17 protein-coding genes are annotated in these 20,428 nt (G+C 68.6%); 15 read left to right on the forward strand and 2 right to left on the reverse strand.

The features are described 5' to 3' along the window. Positions 1 to 104: 104 nt before the first annotated feature. Positions 105 to 2,501, forward strand: coding sequence for a DAK2 domain-containing protein (locus HYG95_RS14410; RefSeq protein WP_181698452.1), 2,397 nt, complete (start codon positions 105 to 107; stop codon positions 2,499 to 2,501). 3 nt (positions 2,502 to 2,504) lie between these two features. Further along, positions 2,505 to 4,766, forward strand: coding sequence for an ATP-dependent DNA helicase RecG (recG, locus tag HYG95_RS14415; protein WP_181698453.1), 2,262 nt, complete (start codon positions 2,505 to 2,507; stop codon positions 4,764 to 4,766). Positions 4,767 to 4,813: 47 nt separating this feature from the next. Here the strand turns inward: recG and HYG95_RS14420 are convergent, their stop codons facing one another. Next, positions 4,814 to 6,238, reverse strand: coding sequence for a short-chain fatty acyl-CoA regulator family protein (locus HYG95_RS14420; protein ID WP_084456592.1), 1,425 nt, complete (start codon positions 6,236 to 6,238; stop codon positions 4,814 to 4,816). 272 nt (positions 6,239 to 6,510) lie between these two features. Here HYG95_RS14420 and HYG95_RS14425 point away from each other — a divergent pair, with 272 nt between their 5' ends. Genes HYG95_RS14425 through coaD form a run of 3 tightly spaced genes read left to right on the forward strand, consistent with a single transcriptional unit; the run spans position 6,511 to position 10,958 of the window. Further along, entirely contained in the window at positions 6,511 to 9,909 is a 3,399-nt protein-coding gene (locus tag HYG95_RS14425) for a pyruvate carboxylase (RefSeq protein WP_181698454.1), read from the forward strand. Further along, complete coding sequence (gene rsmD, locus HYG95_RS14430) at positions 9,906 to 10,469, forward strand: 16S rRNA (guanine(966)-N(2))-methyltransferase RsmD (protein WP_181698455.1); 564 nt, start codon at positions 9,906 to 9,908, stop codon at positions 10,467 to 10,469. The genes HYG95_RS14425 and rsmD overlap by 4 nt, the downstream gene beginning before the upstream one ends. Before the next feature lie 3 nt (positions 10,470 to 10,472). After that, complete coding sequence (gene coaD / locus HYG95_RS14435) at positions 10,473 to 10,958, forward strand: pantetheine-phosphate adenylyltransferase (protein WP_181698456.1); 486 nt, start codon at positions 10,473 to 10,475, stop codon at positions 10,956 to 10,958. Positions 10,959 to 11,044: 86 nt separating this feature from the next. Here coaD and HYG95_RS14440 read toward each other — a convergent pair whose 3' ends face one another. Beyond that, positions 11,045 to 11,584: a GtrA family protein gene (locus HYG95_RS14440; RefSeq protein ID WP_181698457.1), complete on the reverse strand. Its 540-nt coding sequence runs from the start codon at positions 11,582 to 11,584 to the stop codon at positions 11,045 to 11,047. A gap of 208 nt (positions 11,585 to 11,792) precedes the next feature. On the opposite strand from HYG95_RS14440, the gene HYG95_RS14445 reads away from it, so the two are divergent. The 10 genes from HYG95_RS14445 to HYG95_RS14490 form a co-directional block, all read left to right on the forward strand. Beyond that, complete coding sequence (locus HYG95_RS14445) at positions 11,793 to 12,566, forward strand: DivIVA domain-containing protein (RefSeq protein ID WP_067493372.1); 774 nt, start codon at positions 11,793 to 11,795, stop codon at positions 12,564 to 12,566. Positions 12,567 to 12,642: 76 nt separating this feature from the next. After that, positions 12,643 to 13,329 (forward strand): DUF177 domain-containing protein, encoded by a 687-nt coding sequence (locus HYG95_RS14450; RefSeq protein WP_067493375.1) that lies wholly within the window; start codon positions 12,643 to 12,645, stop codon positions 13,327 to 13,329. Positions 13,330 to 13,331: 2 nt separating this feature from the next. Then, positions 13,332 to 13,514 (forward strand): 50S ribosomal protein L32, encoded by a 183-nt coding sequence (rpmF, locus tag HYG95_RS14455; protein ID WP_022565580.1) that lies wholly within the window; start codon positions 13,332 to 13,334, stop codon positions 13,512 to 13,514. 22 nt (positions 13,515 to 13,536) lie between these two features. Next, positions 13,537 to 14,256, forward strand: coding sequence for a ribonuclease III (gene rnc / locus HYG95_RS14460; protein ID WP_225279164.1), 720 nt, complete (start codon positions 13,537 to 13,539; stop codon positions 14,254 to 14,256). Position 14,257: 1 nt separating this feature from the next. Further along, positions 14,258 to 15,166: a bifunctional DNA-formamidopyrimidine glycosylase/DNA-(apurinic or apyrimidinic site) lyase gene (mutM, locus tag HYG95_RS14465; protein WP_181698458.1), complete on the forward strand. Its 909-nt coding sequence runs from the start codon at positions 14,258 to 14,260 to the stop codon at positions 15,164 to 15,166. A 61-nt stretch (positions 15,167 to 15,227) separates the two neighbouring features. Beyond that, positions 15,228 to 15,809, forward strand: a complete 582-nt coding sequence (locus HYG95_RS14470; RefSeq protein ID WP_181698459.1) for a dihydrofolate reductase family protein — start codon at positions 15,228 to 15,230, stop codon at positions 15,807 to 15,809. A gap of 2 nt (positions 15,810 to 15,811) precedes the next feature. Beyond that, a complete protein-coding gene (locus tag HYG95_RS14475) occupies positions 15,812 to 16,840 on the forward strand; it encodes a PHP domain-containing protein (RefSeq protein ID WP_181698460.1) in 1,029 nt (342 codons plus the stop codon). An 86-nt stretch (positions 16,841 to 16,926) separates the two neighbouring features. After that, positions 16,927 to 18,435, forward strand: coding sequence for a substrate-binding domain-containing protein (locus tag HYG95_RS25160; protein ID WP_181698461.1), 1,509 nt, complete (start codon positions 16,927 to 16,929; stop codon positions 18,433 to 18,435). A gap of 372 nt (positions 18,436 to 18,807) precedes the next feature. After that, positions 18,808 to 19,971 carry a glycosyltransferase family 4 protein gene (locus HYG95_RS14485; RefSeq protein ID WP_181698473.1) on the forward strand — a complete coding sequence of 388 codons (1,164 nt, stop codon included), beginning with the start codon at positions 18,808 to 18,810 and terminating at the stop codon, positions 19,969 to 19,971. Then, positions 19,968 to 20,428, forward strand: a 461-nt coding sequence (locus HYG95_RS14490) for a glycogen debranching N-terminal domain-containing protein (protein WP_305082199.1), incomplete at its 3' end; no start/stop codon positions are given. The genes HYG95_RS14485 and HYG95_RS14490, both read left to right, overlap by 4 nt.

Raw genomic sequence — 20,428 nt, forward strand, 5'->3', positions numbered from 1 at the left:
CCGGCCGGGAACTTCCAAACCGGGTGTCCTGCTCGACGACGCGGACACGGGGTGCGCCCGTGGTCAGGGTACTGCTGTCGGTCGCTGGCGCTAACCTGGCTGCGATGCTCGGCGGTCGAGCACGGCCGACGGGGAACGAGGTGACGGTGACGCAGGTGCCCGAGGCGCTCGACGGCGCCGCGCTGCTGTCATGGGCCAGGTCCTGCCGCGCGGGCCTCGAGTCCCGCCGATCCGAGATCGACGCCCTCAACGTCTTCCCCATCGCCGATTCCGACACCGGAACCAACCTCCTGGCCACGATGCGGGCCGCCCTCGCTGCCGCCGAGGCCGACGACGGTGCGCAGGAGTGGTCGCGCGTGCAGCCCGAGCTGGGGCAGACGCGTCATGCGACCGACTCGGTAGCCGTCGCGCCAGTGGGTGGAGCGGTTTCGGGTGGGGCGGCTGAGGCCATGTCGGCCGACTCTTCGCCGAGTGTGCCGGCTTCGACCGGCGCGCAGTCGGCTGATGCGGTGCCAGGTGATCGTGGCGTGCAGACGCCGGTTCCCGGGGAGCGATCGGAGATCGCGGGCGGCGGCGCGCTGGGCGATGGTCGGGCCGGGGAGGTGGCGAAGGCGCTGGCCCGTGGCGCCACGGCCGGGGCGCGGGGCAATTCCGGGATCATTCTTTCGCAGGTATTGCGGGGGATCGCCGAGGCGGTGGTGTCCGGGCCGTTGACCGGGGAGCGGTTGCGGGTGGCGTTGCGGCGGGCGGCGGTGCTGGTGCGGCAGGGGTTGAGTGCGCCGGTGGAGGGGACGATTCTGACGGTGCTCGACCGGGCCGCCGTCGCTGCCGCCGAGTCCGGCGACTCCTCGCTGGAGAGTGTGGCGAAGGCAGCGGCCGATGGTGCCGCCCGTGCGCTGAACGAGACGCCCGCCCAACTGGGTGTGCTGCGGGCTGCGGGCGTGGTCGACGCCGGTGCGCGCGGTCTGCTGGTACTGCTTGACTGCCTTGTCGCCGAGGTGTGTGGTGTGGCTCCCGAACGCCATACCTACGCCCGTGAGCGAAGTGGCGGCGCGACACCGGCAACGGGTGCGGAGCGTCGGCACAGGCAGTCGATCAGCAGTTCCGAGCGCGGACGTGGTGAGGGGCAGCTGCCCAGGTCGGTCGGCGCGCATGCGGGTGGAGCCGATGCCCGGTGTGATCGCGGTGCGGCGCTCGGTGGTCGTGGGTTCGGCGAACACGCCGGGACGTGCGGTGACCACGACGAGGCGCCGGGGCGCTGGAATGGCGAGGGGCCGGCACGCTGGAATGGCGAGGGGCCGGGGCGCCGGGATGGCGAGGCGGCGGGGCGCCGGGATGACGAGGTGCCGGGGCGCCAGGATGGCGAAGTGCCGGGGCGCCAGGATGGCGAAGTGCCGAGACGCCGGGATGGCGAGGCGCGCGGGCTTGAGGGCGGGCCGGGCGGCGACCCGGACGAGTCGTTTTCTGGCCGCGACGGGGTGCGCGGAGAACGCGACGGTCTACGAGTGGACGAGGACCGGGGGCGCGGCGCCGACCCGCATTTCGAGGTCATGTATGTGATCTCCGGCACCGACGACGCGGGCGCGGGGGTGTTGCGGGAGCGGTTGGCGGTGCTCGGCGATTCCGTCGTCGTGGTCGGCGACGGGGATAGCACCTGGTCGGCGCATGTGCACTGCCGTGACGCGGGTGCGGCGATCGAGGCTGGGCTTGCGGTCGGGGCGTTGAGTGCCATCCGGGTCGAAAGTTTCGCCGTCACAGCGCACAACGGCGTCGGCGACCACGCGGAGTCGGCTCCGGTCGACGCGAGCTCGGTGGGGCGAACCACCCTTTCCACCGATGGGCTCGCTGACCGAGGGGTTGTCGCCGTCGTCGCCGGTGCCGATGCGGCGGAGCTTTTCGAGGACGCGGGCGCGGTGGTGTTGCGGGAGGACGAGGCCTTCGACGCCGACATCCTGCTGCGGACGATCCGGGCGATGCCGCACCGCGAGGTGCTTGTGCTGCCCAACGGTGCCCTGCCCGCGCAGGAACTGGTCGCCGTCGGTGTCGCCGCACGTGACGGTTCGCGCGACGTGCTGTTGTTGCCGAGCGCCTCGATGGTGCAGGGGCTCGCCGCGCTCGCGGTCCACGATCGAGGGCGGATCGCCGTCGACGACGCCTTCGCCATGTCCGAGGCGGCGGCGACCACCCGCTGGGGTGCGCTGCGGGCGGCCCGGGTGCGTGCGCTGACGATGGTCGGAACCTGTTCTCCCGGTGACGGTTTGGGCTTGGTCGGCGATGACGTGGTGGTGATCGACCCGGACGTGGTCGGCGCGGGACGCATCCTGCTCGACCGGATGCTCGGTCTCGGTGGGGAATTGGTGACCTTGCTGATGGGCGCGGGCGCCGGGCACGAACTGGGGCAGATTCTCGCCGATCATGTGCGCGCCGGATTCCCCGGCGTGGATGTGGTGGTGTATTCCGGTGGGCAGCAAGCGGATCTGGTGCAGATTGGGGTCGAGTAGACGATGACGACACTGAGCGACCGGCTCGACCACGTACTCGGCGTGAAGGCCGCCGACCGCCTGGCCGAAGCCTTCGACATGACCACCGTCGAAGACCTGCTGCGCCACTACCCCGCGCGCTACGCCACCCAGGGGCAGCCGCTGACGGAGGAGGAACCGGAAGAGGGTGCCCACATCACCGTCATCGGCCGGATCACCAAAACCGAACTGCGCCCGATGAAGAACCGCCGCGGCTCGCTGCTGAAGGTGCAACTCGACACCGGCGCCACCCGTCCCATCGAGGCCACCTTCTTCAACGGTGACAAGGTTCGCTACCTGGTGAAAGACGGTGTGCGGGCGATGATGTCGGGCACCGTGCACTGGTGGCGCCCCGACCGCTGGAACCTCTCGCACCCCGACTACCTGATCCTGCCCGACAAAGCCGAGGCGGGCGTGGAGCAGCTCACCTCGGTGCGTGGCAGCGGTGCGTTGCGCGGGCTGGCCCAGAGCGCCAAAGGCGCCGGGGGAGTGGATGCTTCGTTCTTCGAGCGGGAGTTCGTCCCGGTGTATCCGGCGACGGCGAAGGTGCAGAGCTGGGATCTGCTCGCCTGTATCCGCCAGGTCCTCGACCAGCTCGACCCGATCGACGACCCGCTCCCGGCGGAGCTGCGCGAGGAACGCAACCTGCTCGAGGTGTCGGACGCGCTTCGCCTGATCCACCTGCCCGAACACAAGCTCGATATCGAGCGGGCAAGGGACCGTTTACGTTTCGACGAGGCCCTCGCCCTGCAGCTGGTGCTGGCCGAACGCCGTCACGAGGTGGAGGGCCGCACCGCCCCCGCCTGCCCGCCACGCACCGACGGCATCGCCGCCGACTTCGACCAGCGGCTGCCCTTCGAACTCACCGAAGGGCAGCGGCAGGTGATCGACGAGATCTCCGACGACATGTCGCGCATCCGCCCCATGCACCGCCTGCTGCAAGGCGAGGTGGGTTCGGGTAAGACGATCGTCGCCCTGCACGCCATGCTCCAGGCGGTGGACGCCGGTCGCCAGTGCGCCCTGCTCGCCCCGACGGAAGTTCTTGCCGCACAGCACTACCGGTCGCTGCGCGCGATGCTCGGCGATCTGGGCGCCGCGGGCGAACTCGGCGCCGCCGAGAATTCCACCAAGGTGGTGTTGCTCACCGGCTCCATGTCGGCGGCGGCGAAGAAGTCCGCGCTGCTCGACGCGGTGACCGGCGAGGCGGGCCTCGTCATCGGCACCCACGCCCTCATCCAGGACGCGGTCGAGTTCTTCGACCTCGGTCTCGTGGTGGTCGATGAACAGCACCGTTTCGGCGTGGAACAGCGAGACGCGCTGCGCGCCAAAGCGAAAGGCGGCGTGAGTCCGCATCTGCTCGTCATGACCGCCACCCCCATTCCGCGCACGATCGCGATGACGACCCTGGGTGATCTGGAAACCTCCACGCTCACCCAGTTGCCCAAGGGTCGTTCGCCGATCACGTCGAAAGTCGTCGCGCGCAAACTGCATCCTGCCTGGGTGGAGCGGGCATGGGAACGCATCGTGGAAGAGGTCGGCCAGGGCAGGCAGGCCTATGTGGTGTGCTCGCGCATCGGCGAGGATCCGGACGCGCCACCGGCCAAGGGCAAGAAGGCCGAAGAGAAGGAAGGCCCCACGACCCAGGCCGCGGTCGACATGTACGAGACGCTGAGTACCGGACCGCTCGCGGGTGTGCGCGTGGGCCTGCTGCACGGGCGGTTGCCGTCCGACGAGAAAGACCACGTGATGCGACAGTTCAACGACGGCGCGATCGACGTGCTGGTGTGCACCACCGTGGTCGAGGTCGGTGTCGACGTGCCGAACGCCACCGTGATGGTGATCGTCGACGCCGACCGGTTCGGCGTGAGCCAGCTGCACCAGCTGCGCGGGCGCATCGGCCGCGGCAAACACCCCGGCCTGTGCCTGCTGGTCACCGATACCGCACCCGGCGGCACCGCCATGGCCCGGCTGGAAGCGGTCGCCGCCACCACCGACGGCTTCGAACTGTCGGTACTGGACCTGCGTCAGCGCCGGGAAGGTGACGTACTCGGCTCGGCCCAGTCCGGCACCGCGCGCTCGCTGCGCCTGCTCTCCCTGCTCGACGACCTCGAGGTCATCACCGCCGCCCAGGACCTGGCCCGCCGGATCGTCGCCGAAGACCCCGGCCTGGTGAAACACCCAGGCCTGGCGGGCATGATGAACGCCGCTGTCGACGGCGAACGACTCGAGTACCTCGCCAAGTCTTAGGAGTTCCGAGAGGACCACGCGGTTTGCCCGGCGCGCCCGCCCAGGGTTCACCGCGGCAGACGCGGGTACGGCAGATCGGTCGCCGTGTGCTCGGCGACCGCCAGCGGCCGTCCGATCTGCGGGAATGCCCGCTGTGGGCAGGCAGGTCGTTCGCACACCTTGCACCCGGCCCCGATCGGCACGGCGATATTCGGGTCGTCCACCTGCATTCCCTGCGAGTACACCAGCCGGTCGGCGTACTCGATATCGCACCCGAGCGCGACGACGAAGTTCTTCGCCGCAGTGCCGTATCCCTGTGCCGTGGCGGGTGTGGTGCGCGCGATCCACAGGTAGCGGCGCCCGTCGGGCATCTCCGCGACCTGGGTGAGGATGCGTCCCGGGTGGGCGAAGGCCTCGTGGGTGACCCACAGCGGGCAGTTGCCGCCGACGCGGGAGAAGTGAAAAGCCGTGGCCGACTGACGTTTCGAGATGTTCCCCGCACGGTCGGTGCGTACCAGGAAGAACGGCACCCCACGCTGACCCTGTCGTTGCAGCGTCGCCAGCCGGTGGCAGACCGTTTCGAACCCGACTTCGAACCGCAACCCGAGCAAATCGACGTCGTAGCGCAGTTCCTCGGCCGACCGCAGGAACCGCCCGTAGGGCAGGATCAGCGCCCCGGCGAAGTAGTTGGCCAGCCCCACCCGCGCCAGCGTTCGCGACTCCCCGACCAGTGCCCGGGATTCGGCGAGCACATTGTCGATCTCGCGGCCGTAGAGCAGCAGGCCGAGAGTGGACGCGATCTGGAACGCGCGCTGCCCGGGCCGCAACCGCCGGGCCAGGGTGAGCGTGCGGGTGTCCGGGTCGTAGTGGCGTTTGGGGATGGACGGGTCGGCGCCGTCGCCCCGCACGAGCACGGTGACGCCCGCGCGTTCCTCGGCGATCCGCGCCAGCTGCCGGTCCAGCGAACCGATGCTCAGCCCCGATTCCTCGAACAGCTGCTCGGCGGCGTGATCGAGGGTGGCGATGTGATTGCGGTGGTCGTAGAAGAAGTCCCGGACGTCCTCGTAGGGCAGCGGTGTGCCCGGTGCGCCGGTCGGGGTGTCGACGCGGGAGGAGAGCAGATCGAGCTGATCGGTGGCCGCGCGCAGCCGCCGGTGCATGGCGATGACGATCCGCGCCACCTCCGGCAACCGGGTGGCCAGCTCCTCCACCTCGGTGATCGGTGCGGTGTCGCCGCCGCCCGCCGCCTCGACGAGCACCTCGTGCAGGTCCGAGACCAGCCGCGCGTCGGAATCGGCGGCGAAGAACTGCACGTCCAGGTCGAAGGTCGAATTCAATTTCAGCAGAACGGGAATGGTGAGCGGACGCTGATCGCGTTCGAGCTGGTTGAGGTAACTCGGCGAGAGATCGAGCGATTTGGCCAGCGCGGCCTGGGTCATCCGTCGTTCTTCGCGTAGCCGTCGAAGTCTGGCCCCCGCGTACATCTTCCGCACGCCAGGATCCTAGCGCCGCTGGTTCGCAATGTTCGCTGAAAGTGGGGAATGCCCTAGGAGAAGTGCAGTCCCGCAAGGGATTCTGCCGCGGATTACTCGTGCGTAACATGCGAAGCGATCGTGGGCGCCGATCGCACCGGAGGCGGCGCGCGGCGGTGAGATGTGACGGCCGCGTAACCGCCGGTTCGCAGGTGGGCGGGGGCGGCGGTGAAGAATGCTGCGAACCCACCTTGCGTGCCGGACGGGTCGGTGCGGCCGGGTACCGTGGTCCAATGTTCTCGAAAGTCTTGGTCGCCAATCGCGGCGAGATCGCTATCCGTGCCTTCCGCGCGGCCTACGAACTCGGCATCGGAACGGTCGCGGTCTTCCCGCACGAGGACCGCAATTCCGTCCACCGGCTGAAGGCGGCCGAGTCGTATCAGATCGGCGAGGAGGGGCATCCGGTCCGGGCGTACCTCTCGATCGAGGCGATCATCGACGCGGCCAAGAGCGCGGGCGCCGACGCCATCTACCCCGGCTACGGCTTCCTGTCGGAGAACCCCGACCTCGCCGCGGCCTGCGCACGCGAGGGCATCACCTTCATCGGCCCGTCGGCGCAGGTGCTGGAGATGGCGGGCAACAAGGCGACCGCGATCGAGGCCGCCCGGGCCGCCGGTCTGCCGGTGCTGAAGTCGAGCGAACCGAGTGCCGACATCGACGAGCTGCTCGCCGCATCCGAGCAGCTCGAGTACCCGATCTTCGTCAAGGCCGTGGCCGGTGGTGGTGGGCGCGGTATGCGCCGGGTCGCCGCGCCGGAGCAGCTGCGCGAGTCGATCGAGGCCGCCTCGCGCGAGGCCGAGTCGGCCTTCGGCGACCCGACGGTGTTCCTCGAGCAGGCGGTGGTGAATCCGCGCCACATCGAGGTGCAGATCCTGGCCGACCAGCACGGCAATGTGATGCACCTGTTCGAGCGCGACTGTTCGCTGCAGCGCCGCCACCAGAAGGTCATCGAGCTCGCGCCCGCCCCGAACCTCGACCCGGCGCTGCGCGAGCGGATCTGCGCCGACGCCGTCGCCTTCGCCCGCCAGATCGGGTACAGCAACGCGGGCACGGTCGAGTTCCTGCTCGACGAGCGCGGCAACCACGTGTTCATCGAGATGAACCCGCGCATCCAGGTGGAGCACACGGTGACCGAGGAGATCACCGATGTCGACCTGGTGCAGTCGCAGCTGCGCATCGCGGCCGGGGAAACCCTCGCCGACCTGGGCCTGAGCCAGGACAAGGTAGCGATCCGCGGCGCCGCGCTGCAGTGCCGCATCACCACCGAGGACCCGGCCAACGGTTTCCGTCCCGACACCGGCCGCATCACCGCCTACCGCACGCCCGGCGGCGCGGGCATCCGTCTCGACGGTGGCGCGAACCTGGGCGCGGAGATCGGCGCCTACTTCGACTCCATGCTGGTCAAGCTCACCTGCCGCGGCCGCGACCTGCCCGCGGCCGCCGCGCGTGCCCGCCGCGCGCTGGCCGAGTTCCGCATCCGTGGCGTGACGACCAATATCCCGTTCCTGCTGTCGGTGCTCGACGACCCCGATTTCCAGGCGGGCCGGGTGACCACCTCGTTCATCGACGAGCGACCGGAGCTGCTCACCTCGCGTGGGTCGGCCGACCGTGGCACCAAGATCCTGACCTACCTGGCCGATGTCACCGTCAACAAGCCCAACGGCGACCGCCCGACCACGGTGTACCCGTACGACAAGCTGCCCGCCGTCGACCTGACGGTGCCGCCGCCGGACGGTTCGCGCCAGCGTCTGCTCGCCCTCGGACCGGAAGGTTTCGCGAAGGCTCTGCGCGAGCAGAAGGCCGTAGGCGTCACCGACACCACCTTCCGCGACGCGCATCAGTCGCTGCTCGCCACCCGGGTGCGCACCAACGGCCTGCTCGGTGTGGCGGGCCACGTCGCCCGGCTCACTCCCGAGCTGCTGTCGATCGAGGCATGGGGCGGCGCGACTTACGATGTGGCGCTTCGCTTCCTGCACGAGGACCCGTGGGAGCGCCTCGCCGCGCTGCGCGAGGCGGTGCCGAACATCTGTCTGCAGATGCTGCTGCGCGGCCGCAACACCGTCGGCTACACGCCGTACCCGGAGCAGGTGACGCGGGCGTTCGTGTCCGAGGCCGCCACCACCGGCATCGACATCTTCCGCATCTTCGACGCGCTCAACAATGTCGACCAGATGCGCCCGGCCATCGACGCGGTCCGCGAGACCGGCACCTCGATCGCCGAGGTTGCCATGTCCTACACCGGCGACCTGCTGAACCCCGACGAGCAGCTCTACACCCTCGACTACTACCTGAAGCTGGCCGAGCAGATCGTCGACGCGGGTGCCCACGTCCTGGCCATCAAGGACATGGCCGGTCTGCTGCGCGCACCTGCGGCCGCGAAGCTGGTCACCGCGCTGCGCAGCAACTTCGACCTGCCGGTGCACGTGCACACCCACGACACACCCGGCGGTCAGCTCGCCACCTACCTCGCCGCCTGGCAGGCAGGCGCCGACGCCGTCGACGGCGCGAGCGCCGCGATGGCGGGCACCACGTCGCAGCCCGCGTTGTCGGCGATCGTCGCCGCGGCCGCGCACACCGAGCGCGATACCGGCCTGAACCTGCAGAACGTGTGCGATCTCGAGCCGTACTGGGAGGCGCTGCGCAAGGTGTACGCGCCGTTCGAGTCGGGGCTGCCCGCGCCGACCGGGCGCGTGTACACCCACGAGATCCCCGGCGGTCAGCTGTCGAACCTGCGTCAGCAGGCGATCGCGCTCGGCCTCGGTGACCGGTTCGAGGAGGTCGAGGCCAAGTACGCGGCGGCCGACCGGCTGCTGGGCCGCCTCATCAAGGTGACGCCGTCGTCGAAGGTGGTCGGCGATCTGGCCCTCGCTCTGGTCGGTTCCGGCGTGGACATCGAGGACTTCGCCGCCGACCCCGGCCGCTACGACATCCCGGACTCGGTGATCGGATTCCTGCGCGGCGAACTGGGCGAACCGGCCGGAGGCTGGCCCGAACCGTTCCGGAGCAAGGCCTTGGCCGGCCGCAACGAACCCAAGCCGGAAACCCCGCTCACCACAGCCGATCAGGCCGGGCTCGACGGCACCTCCGAAGAACGGCGCGCCACCCTCAACCGGCTGCTGTTCCCCGGCCCGACCGCCGAGTTCCTGGCCCACCGCGAGAAGTACGGCGACACCACCGGCCTGTCGGAGAACCAGTTCTTCTACGGTCTGCGCCGCGGCGAGGAGCACCGGGTGCAGCTGGAGAAGGGCGTCACCCTGCTCATCGGCCTGGAAGCCATCTCCGAGCCGGACGAGAAGGGCATGCGGACGGTCATGTGCATCATGAACGGGCAGCTGCGCCCGATCGCGGTGCGCGACCGGTCGGTCGCCTCCGAGGTGCCTGCCGCCGAGAAGGCCGACAAGAACAACGCCGGCCACATCGCTGCCCCGTTCGCCGGCGTGGTCACTCTCGCGGTCACCGAGGGCGACACCATCAACGCAGGCGACACCGTCGGCACCATCGAGGCCATGAAGATGGAAGCGGCCATCACCGCGCCGCGGGCCGGTGTGGTCCGGCGCATCGCCACCGCCAAGGTGCAGCAGGTCGAAGGTGGGGATCTGCTGGTGGAACTGGCCGCGCGCGAGTCGGAATGACCCGCATCATCGCCGGTGTGGCCGGCGGGCGGCGCCTCACGGTGCCGCCCGCGGGTACCCGGCCCACCTCCGACCGGGTGCGCGAGGCACTGTTCAGCGCCATCGACGCCCGGCTCGATCTCGACGGCGCACGGGTACTCGACCTGTACGCCGGATCGGGCGCGCTCGGGCTCGAAGCGCTCTCGCGCGGCGCGTCCCAGGCGTTGTTGATCGAGGCCGATCGCAAAGCGGGTGCGGTGGTGCGCGCCAATATCGCCGAGCTGAACCTGCCCGGCGCCGAACTGCGGCTCGGCAGCGTCGCCTCGGTACTGGCTCGTCCGGCTCCCGTTGCGTACGACGTGGTGTTTTCCGACCCGCCTTACGACGTAAGCACCGACGACGTCACCGCCGACCTGCGTGCCCTCGCCGAGCACGGCTGGCTGGCACCCGAGGCGCTGGTCGTGGTGGAACGCTCGATCCGTTCACCCGAAATCACCTGGCCCGCAGGGTATTCGGTGCTGAAAGCACGAAAATACGGGGAGACCAGGATCGAGCTCGCCGAATACGGTGCTAGCGTCTGAGTCATGGCTGCAGCACTGTGCCCCGGTTCCTTCGATCCGGTCACCAACGGTCACCTCGACGTGTTCGCCCGCGCGGCCGCACAGTTCGACGAGGTGATCGTCACCGTCAACGTGAACCCCAAGAAACAGGGGATGTTCACCGTCGAGGAGCGCATGGAACTGCTGCGCGAATCGGTGTCGCACCTGCCGAACGTGCGCGTCGCCTCCTGGCAGGGCCTCACGGTCGACTTCGCCAAGAAGGAAGGCGTGAGCGCGATCGTGAAGGGTCTGCGCGACGCGGGCGACTTCGGCTACGAACTGCAGATGGCGCAGATGAACCACAAACTGGCCGGTGTCGACACCTTCTTCATCGCCACCAACCCTTCGCTGAGCTTCCTGTCCAGTTCCCTCGTGAAGGAAGTAGCGGCCCTGGGCGGTGACGTGAGCGACATGCTCCCACCCGCGGTCCACAAGCGCCTCCTCGACCGCCTCGCGGAACGCAAGAACTGATCTCGCGAGCACATGGGTAACTCGCCGGGCACCGGCTCCGGCGACCACTCACCTTCGTCTGGCCGCCGACGCAATTCCGCCCGTGCCTAAGCCTGGCCTGAATTCGCGGAGAGGCGGAACAAGCCTCTGAGCGCCAGGAAGCGCAGGCCGCCGACGGCGGCGGTGATGGTGAGGACGGCCAGCGCCTGGGCGACATCGCCGAGGCTGGGGGCCCAGACGCCGAGCGCGCCGAGGCTCGCGGTCGTGATGACCAGCCCGAGCAGGGCGAGCCCACCACCTTCCCACTGTGCGGTGAACCAGCCGACGCGATCGGTGGCGTGGAAGGTGAGCTGACGGTGCAGTTCGTTGGCGATCACGGTGCTCACGATCGAGCCGGCCACATTGGCCACCAGCGGGCCGGTGCCGATCATCGTGAAGAACAGCAGCACATAGGCGATATTGCTGGCGCCGCCGACCAGGGCGAACCGGATGAGCTGGGGGAAGGCATGGTCGCCGCGTAGGTACTCGAGGGCACGGTCGAGCCGGGGCCGGGCCGCGGGTGCGGCGGGCATCGTCGTCGGGTACGGGGCGAACCAGGGTGTGAAAACGCTCGTCACCGGATACTTCGGTGTTTCCAGGACGGTCATGATCGCTCCGATCGCGGTACAGGCGTCGACGCCGTTGTCGTGCCCTTCGATCGTAGCGAAGTGGAGGGTTGCACTCCACTTGATATCTGTGCGATCTCGGACACTGTCGCGACACACCGCGCCGACATTCGGCACACCGGCCGATCACGGGCAGACTGGGCACGGCGGTAGCCGTTTTTCGCCGTGAGTCCGCAGGAGGGTAGTGAGCATGTATCGCGTATTCGAAGCACTCGACGAGCTCGTCGCCATCGTCGAGGAGGCGCGCGGCATCCCGCCGACCCGCAGCTGCATCGTGCCCCGAGGTGATGTCCTCGAGCTGCTCGACGACGTCCGGGACGCCCTACCCGGCGAACTCGACGACGCCCAGGACGTACTCGACCACCGCGACAAGATCGTCGGCGACGCTCGTGCGGGCGCCGAGACCACCATCACCTCGGCCAACGAGCAGGCCCGCACCACCGTCGAGGACGCGCGCGCCGAGGCCGACCGGATCCTGGCCGACGCCAAAGCCCACGCCGACCGCATGGTCGCCGAGGCCACCGCGCACGCCGACCGTCTCGTCGCGGCCGCGCAGGCCGAAGCCGACCAGGTGGTCGCCGACGGCAACGCCGAATACGACGAACTCACCGGCCGCGCCCAGATCGACGCCGACCGGGCCATCGAGGCGGGCAAGGCCTCCTACGAGCGCTCGGTGGCCGACGGCGAGGCCGAGCAGGCCCGCCTGGTCTCGCAGACCGAGGTCGTGCGGGCCGCGCACGCCGAGTCCGCGCGCCTGATCGACGAGGCGCAGGCCGAGTCCGACCGGGTCCGCGCCGAATGCGACGAATACGTCGATCAGCGGATGGCCGAATTCGACGGCAAACTCGCCGCACTCGAGGAGACGCTCACCACCACCCGGCGCACGATCACCCGGGGCCGCAGGCACATGCGCGGCGCTCCGGCGCCCGACTATCCCGAATACGCCGCCGAGCACCGTCGGTGACGTTTTGAATTCGGGCGGGGTCCTGCATTACTGTTGAGTGGTTGCCCACGATCCCCTCAGCAGAAGTGAGTTTGTGATGTCCGCCCGTTCCGGTTCGCCTTCGCGTCCGCACAAGACCAGCAACGGTCCTGTGTCCGACGCGGGTTTCGTGCTGGATGTCCGCAATCTCGGCCGTCGGCCGGGAACCATGCGGGAGGTGCGGCGCACCGCCACCGAGCACGAGCGGATGGGTCTCGACCTGATCGCCATCCCGGCCGACGCCGAGGTGGACCTCGACCTGCAGCTGCAGGCGGTCTCGGAGGGCGTGCTGGTCACCGGCACGGTGTCCGGGCCGACGGTCGGGGAGTGCTCGCGCTGCCTCGAGCCGTTCGAAGACCGGGTCGAGGTTCGTCTGACGGAACTGTTCGCGTATCCGGACAGCAAGACCGAGCAGACGACCGAGGACGCCGAGGTCTACCGCATGGAAGACGACCTCATCGACCTCGAGCCGGTGATTCTCGATGCCATCGGGCTGGAGCTTCCGCTGCAGCCGCTGTGCACGCCGGACTGCGCGGGCCTGTGCCCCGAATGCGGTGTGCGGATGGCGATTGCCGGTCCCGATCATGGGCATGAGATACTGGATCCCCGCTGGGCCAAGTTGGCATCGTTCGCCACCGAGGCGCCCGGCACCGGCGATCCCGCCGAGGGTTCCACCCCCCAAGACCGATCCGCTCCCGGGGCAGACGACGCCCGTGTGGTCAGCGAAAACCAAGAGGAGAAGTAGCCGTGGCTGTTCCCAAGCGCCGGATGTCCCGTTCCAACACCCGGTCGCGGCGCAGCCAGTGGAAGGCCGTTGCGCCGACCCTGGTCACCTGCCCGAACCGTGCCTGCGGTGAGAAGACCCTCCCGCACATCGCGTGCCCGTCCTGCGGTACCTACAAGGGCCGCCAGGTCACCGCTGCTGTCTGATCGCCCGATCAAACGTAGCGACGTGACCGATCACGCCAGTCTCCTCGCCGCCCTCGGTGTCGACGTACGACCGGAGCTTCTGCGCCTCGCGCTGACGCACCGGTCGTACGCGTACGAGAACGGTGGCCTGCCGACCAACGAGCGCCTGGAATTCCTCGGCGACTCGGTGCTCGGCCTGAGCATCACCGAACGCCTCTACACCGAGCACCCGGAGAAGTCCGAGGGTGAACTCGCGAAGCTGCGCGCCAGTGTGGTGAACATGCACGCGCTCGCCGAAGTGGCGCGTGGCCTCGGCGACGGCGGACTCGGTCAATACCTGCTGCTCGGCAAGGGCGAAGAGCTCACCGGCGGCCGCGACAAGCCGAGCATCCTCGCCGACGGCATGGAGTCGTTGCTCGGCGCGGTGCACCTCGAGCACGGCATCGAGGTCGCGCGTGGTGTGGTGCTTCGCCTGTTCGCCGATCTCCTCGAGCGCGGTCCACGCATGGGCGCGGGCCTCGACTGGAAGACCAGCTTGCAGGAACTCACCGCCGAACGCGGTCTCGGCGTGCCCGCCTACGAGATCACCTCCACCGGCCCGGATCACAACAAGGAGTTCACCGCCACCACGGTGATCGCCGGGAATCCGTACGGTTCGGGTGTCGGCCGCTCCAAGAAGGAAGCCGAGCAGAAGGCCGCCGGTGCCGCCTACAAGGCGCTCACCGAGAAGACCGCCGCCGCGGACGAAGCCGCCCAAGCCTGACGTGCCGGAACTTCCCGAAGTCGAGGTGGTGCGGCGCGGTCTGGCCGAGCACGCCGTCGGCCGGGTCCTCGAGGACGTGACCGTCACCCATCCGCGTGCTGTGCGCAGGCATGTGGCAGGTCCGGCCGACCTGTCCGCGCAGCTCACCGGGCTGCGAATCGACGCCGCTCACCGGCGCGGCAAGTATCTCTGGCTCACCTTCGACGAGGTCCGGCCACACCGGACCGACAGCGGCGACCCCGCGTCGGCAGCCGCAATGGATCTGGCCCTGGTCGTGCATCTGGGGATGAGCGGTCAGATGTTGGTGCAACCCGCCGCAGCGCCCGTCGAGAAGCACGCCCATATCCGGGCGATCCTCGACGACGGCGCCGAATTGCGGTTCGTCGACCAGCGCACGTTCGGCGGGTGGTCGCTGGCCGGTCTCGTCGAGGTCGACGGGAGCATCGTCCCCGACACCGTCGCCCACATCGCCCGCGACCCCCTCGATCCGCGTTTCGATCGCGAAGCTGTCGTCGCCGCGATCCGGGCCAAGAACACCGAGATCAAACGGGTGCTGCTCGATCAGACCGTGGTGTCGGGCATCGGCAATATCTATGCCGACGAGGCGCTGTGGCGGGCCGGGCTGCACGGCACCCGGATCGCCGCGAGCCTGACCCGTCCCGCGCTGCGCACCCTGCTAGATGCGGTCACTGCCGTGATGACCGAGGCACTGGCCGTCGGCGGCACTTCCTTCGACGCGCTGTATGTGAACGTGAACGGCGAATCCGGGTATTTCTCCCGGTCACTGGCCGCCTACGGCCGCGAGAACGAACCGTGCGATCGCTGCGGTGCCCTGTTGATCCGTGAACAGTTCATGAATCGGTCGTCGTTTTCCTGTCCGACGTGTCAGCGGAAGCCGCGTCGACGCTGATCGCGGCGCGATACCGTTTCCCTGACAGATCTGCCGCAGGTGGGGTCCCAGGAGGATGGGTATGCGCAAGCTGACGTATTTCGTGGCATCGACGATCGACGGTTTCATCGCCGCCGAGGACGGGTCGGTGGACTTCTTCCCGGTGGGCGGTGATCACGTGCCATCGATCATCTCGCAATACCCGGAGACGCTGCCGACCAAGGTGCGCGAGGCGCGCGGGGTCGCGGCGGGCAATATCTACTTCGACACCGTCATCATGGGGCGCAAGGCCCACGACTTCGGGGTGCGCACCGGCACTGCGAGTCCGTACGAGCATCTGCGCCAGTTCGTCGTGTCGACCACGATGCCCGAGCCGCCCGCACCCGGCGTCGAGGTGATATCCGGCGATCCGATCGCGGCGGTGCGCGATCTGAAAAAGCAAGCAGGCCTGGGTATCTGGCTCTGCGGTGGCGGTGAACTCGCCCAGACCCTGCTGCCCGAGATCGACCAGGTGTTCCTGAAGCTGTATCCGGTGCTGCTCGGCACCGGCAGGCCGCTGTTCGGTGGTGGCATGAAACTGCCTGAGCCCGAACGCTTCCGGGTGATCACCAGCCGGGTGTACTCCGACGGTGTCGCCTTCCTCAAGTACGGCCGGATCCGGTAGCGATGACGGGCCTCGATCCGGTTGCCGCCCTGCGCGAGATCGCGTTCTGGCTCGAACGATCGCGCGCCCAGACCCATCGCGTGAAGGCCTACCGGCGGGCCGCCGACGTCATCGAGGGGCTGTCGGAGGACGAAAGATCCTCGCGCGCGGCCGAACACAGCTGGCAGGACCTGCAGGGAATCGGACCCAAGACCGCGACGGTCATCGAACAGGCTTGCGCCGGTGAGATCCCCGCCTACCTGGCCGACCTGCGCACGGGCGCGGAACCCATCGGCCCCGCGGGCGAGCCCCTACGCACTGTCCTCCGCGGTGACCTGCACACCCATTCCGACTGGTCCGACGGCGGCAGCCCGATCGGCGAGATGATGCGCATGGCCGCCGCACTCGGCCACGAGTACTGCGCGCTCACCGACCACTCCCCGCGCCTGAAAGTCGCCAACGGGCTGTCCGCCGAACGGTTGCTGCGCCAACTCGACGTGATCGCCGAACTCAACGACGAACTCGCCCCCTTCCGCATTCTCACCGGCATCGAGGTCGACATCCTCGACGACGGCGCCCTCGACCAGCGCGCGGACCTGCTCGAACGGCTCGACATCGTGGTCGCCAGCGTGCACTCACACCTGCGCGACGACAGCGCGACCATGACCAAACGCATGGTCTACGCCGTGGCCGACCCGAATGTCGACGTGCTCGGCCACTGCACCGGCCGGCTCGTGGAAGGCGGACGCGGCACCCGCCCCGAATCCAGCTTCGACGCCGAACTCGTCTTCGAGGCGTGCCGCAAGTACGGCACAGCCGTGGAGATCAACAGCCGCCCCGAACGCCGCGACCCGCCCGGGCGGCTGATCGACCTCGCGGTCGAGGTCGGCTGTTACTTCAGCATCGACACCGACGCTCATGCACCGGGCCAATTGTCCTGGCAGGGCTACGGATGCGAACGTGCCGTCGCGCACGGGGTGACGGCCGATCGGGTCGTCAACACGTGGCCGCTGGACGACCTGCTCGCCTGGACGGCGGAATCCGGTGGGTGAAAGTTTGCCCAACAGCTGATGTCGGCGGCCGGGCAGCGGGTCCTCCTCTGATACAACTCGATTCGGACGAGTGGTGTGGGGGACTGGTGAACTTTCCGATCGAGATCGTGCTGTCGGTGCTCGGTATCGTCGTCGCCACCGCAACCTTCCTGCTGCAATTCGTACTGGTCGGTCGCAAACGCGTCGGATACCGGGTACAGATGGACACGCCGGTGACCGGCGAAACCGAATCGGTGCTCGCAGGGGCGCTCCACAACCTCACGACGGGCGCGGGCGGCAACGAGCAGCTGGCGCGGCTGTCGTTGGTTCTGGTGCGGATCGAGAACGCGGGCAGCTTGCGCATCGGTGACGACGACTACGTGACGCGCACCAACAGCGAGGTGGGATTGCATCTGGTCTTCCCCGAACGCAAGGTGATCGGGCTCGCGGTCAACGAACTGTCCAACGGTGTACAGCGTGACAATTTCGACGCCGATTCCGCACTGGCGCAACGTGACGAGGTCGTCCGTGCGCAGCCGCGCGGCATCATCGACCTTCCGAAGGTGCCGCTGGAGCGGGGGCAGCACTACAAGATTCTCGCGGTTCTGCGCCGGGAGACCGGATCCGGTGAACCGGAAGCTCCGTTCGTCGAGGGCAGCATCAAGGGTGGCTCTGTCGCGGTGACAGAGAGCAACTCCGGGCCGAGTAAGAAGATGCTCGCGCTGTGCGGCTTTCTGGTCGCCGTGGTGGTCGTTCAGCTGGTTCTCTCGATCGTGCGGCCGGATCCCAAACCGAGCTACTGTGCCGACGGCAACCTCACTGTCGTCGGCTCCACCGCCATGGAGAAGATGGTTCGCGAGGCCGCGAAGAACTACGAAACCCACTGCTCCGGTGCCGGATTCACGTTCGACTTCGCCGGCACGAGCGACGGTCTGCGCGTGCTGGACAAACCCGAGCCCGCACCCGACACCGTCGCCATCGGTGAGGGCCCCAAGCGCGACACCTTCCCCGACCTCTTCGAGACTCCGTTCGCGGTGGCCCCGTTCGCCGTGGTCACCCACCCCGGCCTCGGCATCGCCGACTTGTCGACCGCACAGATCCAGCGCCTGTTCCGCGGCGAGATCGACAACTGGCGAATGCTCGGTGGTCCGGATCTGCCCGTGGTCGTGGTGGATCGCCAGCACGGATCCGGGTCGCGGTTCGCCCTCGAAGCCCGCCTGCTCGACTGGCAGCGCCCGCTCTACCAGCCCGAATTCTGTGCGGGCAGATCGCGACTTGTGCACTGCGAGGTCGGCTCCACCGGGGAGATGGCCGAGGTTGTCGCCGCGACGCCGGGCGCGGTGGGCTACCTCGAGGCGACGACCGTCGGCGAGGGGCTGCGCGCGGTGACCATCGATGGGCAGCCGGCGACCAAAACCCATGTGGCCGACCGCAGCTACCCGTTCTACTCGGTGGAATTCGCCTTCCACGACTACCCGGGCGGCGACATGCCCGCCGGGTCGCTCGCCGCGAAATTCGTCGACTATCTCGTCTATGGTGACGGGCGGCTCGTCGTCGCCGAATTCGGTGGCATCGCCTGCCTGGAGTTGGCCAGGCGATCAGAATGCGAACCGTAATCGAAGTGTGCTGATCGGTCGCTCAGTGCGCTACGGCCGTCGGTAGTCCGCAGCGCGACTCGGCCGTGACAATTCTCTGTACGGCGTAGACCGGCCGTGACGGCGGAATCTGCTGTCGCGGCAGGGAATCGCGTACAACAAAACCAGCAACATGCTGGTTTACTTTCCGGTAGCGGGGTACGTTCCTTGACGGCCCCTCTGATCAGGCGGGCACCCCAGCGGTGCGCTCCGCGCCTGGCCAGGCCAACCATGCCCCATGGACGGCGGTGAAGCTCTCGGTCTCCACCCCGCCGAGGCGGCCATCTCTTGTTCGCGCAAGTGTTGCGAGGTTGTGTCCCTGGAAGGAAGGTCATGAGTACAGATATGTCGGCAATGTCGCCGACCGGGTTCTCCAGTTCTGATCTCTATTCGATCGAGCACAATGGTGGCCCACTGCGAATTGCGATGGTCGTGCCACCGTATTTCGATGTTCCCCCCAAGGCGTACGGCGGGGTGGAAGCTGTTGTCGCCGAATTGGTCGATTCCCTGTGTGAGCGCGGCCATCACGTCACCCTGTTCGGTGCGGGTGAGGCCGGTACCAAAGCGAATTTCGTCCCGCTGTGGGACCGGATCGTGCCCGAGCGGCTCGGTGACCCGTTCCCGGAGGTGGTCCACGCGCTGCGCGTGCGCCGCGCGATCGAGCGACTGGCCGACACCGAGGGCATCGACCTGGTGCACGACCACACGTTCGCCGGACCGCTCAACGCCCCCGCCTACGCCAATCTCGGCCTGCCGACCGTGGTCACCGTCCACGGCCCCGTCCAGGACGACTGCTACCGCTACTACCGCGAACTCGGTGAGGAGTGCTCGCTGATCGCGATCAGCGATCGGCAGCGCGAGCTGGCGCCGGATCTGGGCTGGGCCGGTCGCGTGCACAACGCGCTTCGCCCGGATCAGTGGCCCTTCCAGCCGGAGAAGGACAACTACGCGCTGTTCCTCGGCCGCTTCTCGATGGACAAGGGACCGCACCTGGCCCTCGACGCCGCCCACGAGGCCGGTATCCCGCTGATCCTGGCGGGCAAGTGCTCCGAACCGCCGGAAAAGGCCTACTTCGAGGAATATGTGCGCCCGCGGCTCACCGCGGACGATCATGTATTCGGCCTCGCCGACGCGACCGCCAAGCGTAAACTGTTGGCCGGAGCTCGGTGTCTGCTGTTCCCCATTCGCTGGGAGGAGCCGTTCGGCATGGTGATGATCGAGGCAATGGTCTGTGGCACACCGGTTGTCGCCCTGCGCGGCGGCGCGGTGAGCGAAGTGCTGGTCGACGGTGTCACCGCGCGCATCTGCGAGGATCCCGCCGAACTGCCCGCCGCGATCCACGAGGTCGCCACCTACGACCCGGCGGCCTGCCGGGCGCACGTGGAGGCGAACTTCGGCGCCGACACCCTGGGTCGTGGCTACGAACAGGTGTACCGGGAAATTCTGGCGCGCACCACGATCGGATACGGTAGCGCCTTCGCGATGCCGTCCGTCGCGGCGACCACCGGGCGCGCATGAGCCACAGCGACGCGCAGCCGAGCCCGACTCCGCTGAACGCGGGTGAACCGGCCGGGCTCGGCGGCCACGGCGGCAATGTGACCCTGGTCGAGGGCGGCACCTTCTGTCTCTCGGACCGGCTCGGCGACGTGGAGCCGGGAAAACCGCAGGGTTTGTTCTTCCGTGACGCGCGGGTCATCTCACGCTGGGAACTGCTGGTCGACGGCAAGAAGCCCGAGCCGCTGTCGGTGCTGAGCCCGGAGGCTTTCGCAGCGCGTTTCGTGCTGCGCAGGCCGCCTCAGGCCGGCATGGCCGACAGCACCCTGCTCGTGGTGCGCGACCGGCTCGTCGCCGAGGGTATGCACGAGGTGATCACCCTCGAGAACATGAGCCGCGAAGCCACCGCGGTCGTGCTCGAGGTGCACGTCGACGCCGACTTCGTCGACCTGTTCTCGGTGAAGGAGGGTCGGGCGGGTGG

The organism is Nocardia sp. GTS18 (genome assembly GCF_013839555.1).
Taxonomy (GTDB): domain Bacteria; phylum Actinomycetota; class Actinomycetes; order Mycobacteriales; family Mycobacteriaceae; genus Nocardia; species Nocardia rosealba.

Coding starts and splice junctions, on each gene's coding strand:
- recG (WP_181698453.1), top strand. CDS start 2,505: ATGACGACACTGAGCGACCGGCTCGACCACGTACTCGGCGTGAAGGCC.
- rsmD (WP_181698455.1), top strand. CDS start 9,906: ATGACCCGCATCATCGCCGGTGTGGCCGGCGGGCGGCGCCTCACGGTG.
- HYG95_RS14410 (WP_181698452.1), top strand. CDS start 105: ATGCTCGGCGGTCGAGCACGGCCGACGGGGAACGAGGTGACGGTGACG.
- HYG95_RS14450 (WP_067493375.1), top strand. CDS start 12,643: ATGTCCGCCCGTTCCGGTTCGCCTTCGCGTCCGCACAAGACCAGCAAC.
- HYG95_RS14485 (WP_181698473.1), top strand. CDS start 18,808: ATGTCGCCGACCGGGTTCTCCAGTTCTGATCTCTATTCGATCGAGCAC.
- HYG95_RS14470 (WP_181698459.1), top strand. CDS start 15,228: ATGCGCAAGCTGACGTATTTCGTGGCATCGACGATCGACGGTTTCATC.
- coaD (WP_181698456.1), top strand. CDS start 10,473: ATGGCTGCAGCACTGTGCCCCGGTTCCTTCGATCCGGTCACCAACGGT.
- HYG95_RS14475 (WP_181698460.1), top strand. CDS start 15,812: ATGACGGGCCTCGATCCGGTTGCCGCCCTGCGCGAGATCGCGTTCTGG.
- HYG95_RS14440 (WP_181698457.1), bottom strand. CDS start 11,584: ATGACCGTCCTGGAAACACCGAAGTATCCGGTGACGAGCGTTTTCACA.
- HYG95_RS14425 (WP_181698454.1), top strand. CDS start 6,511: ATGTTCTCGAAAGTCTTGGTCGCCAATCGCGGCGAGATCGCTATCCGT.
- HYG95_RS14445 (WP_067493372.1), top strand. CDS start 11,793: ATGTATCGCGTATTCGAAGCACTCGACGAGCTCGTCGCCATCGTCGAG.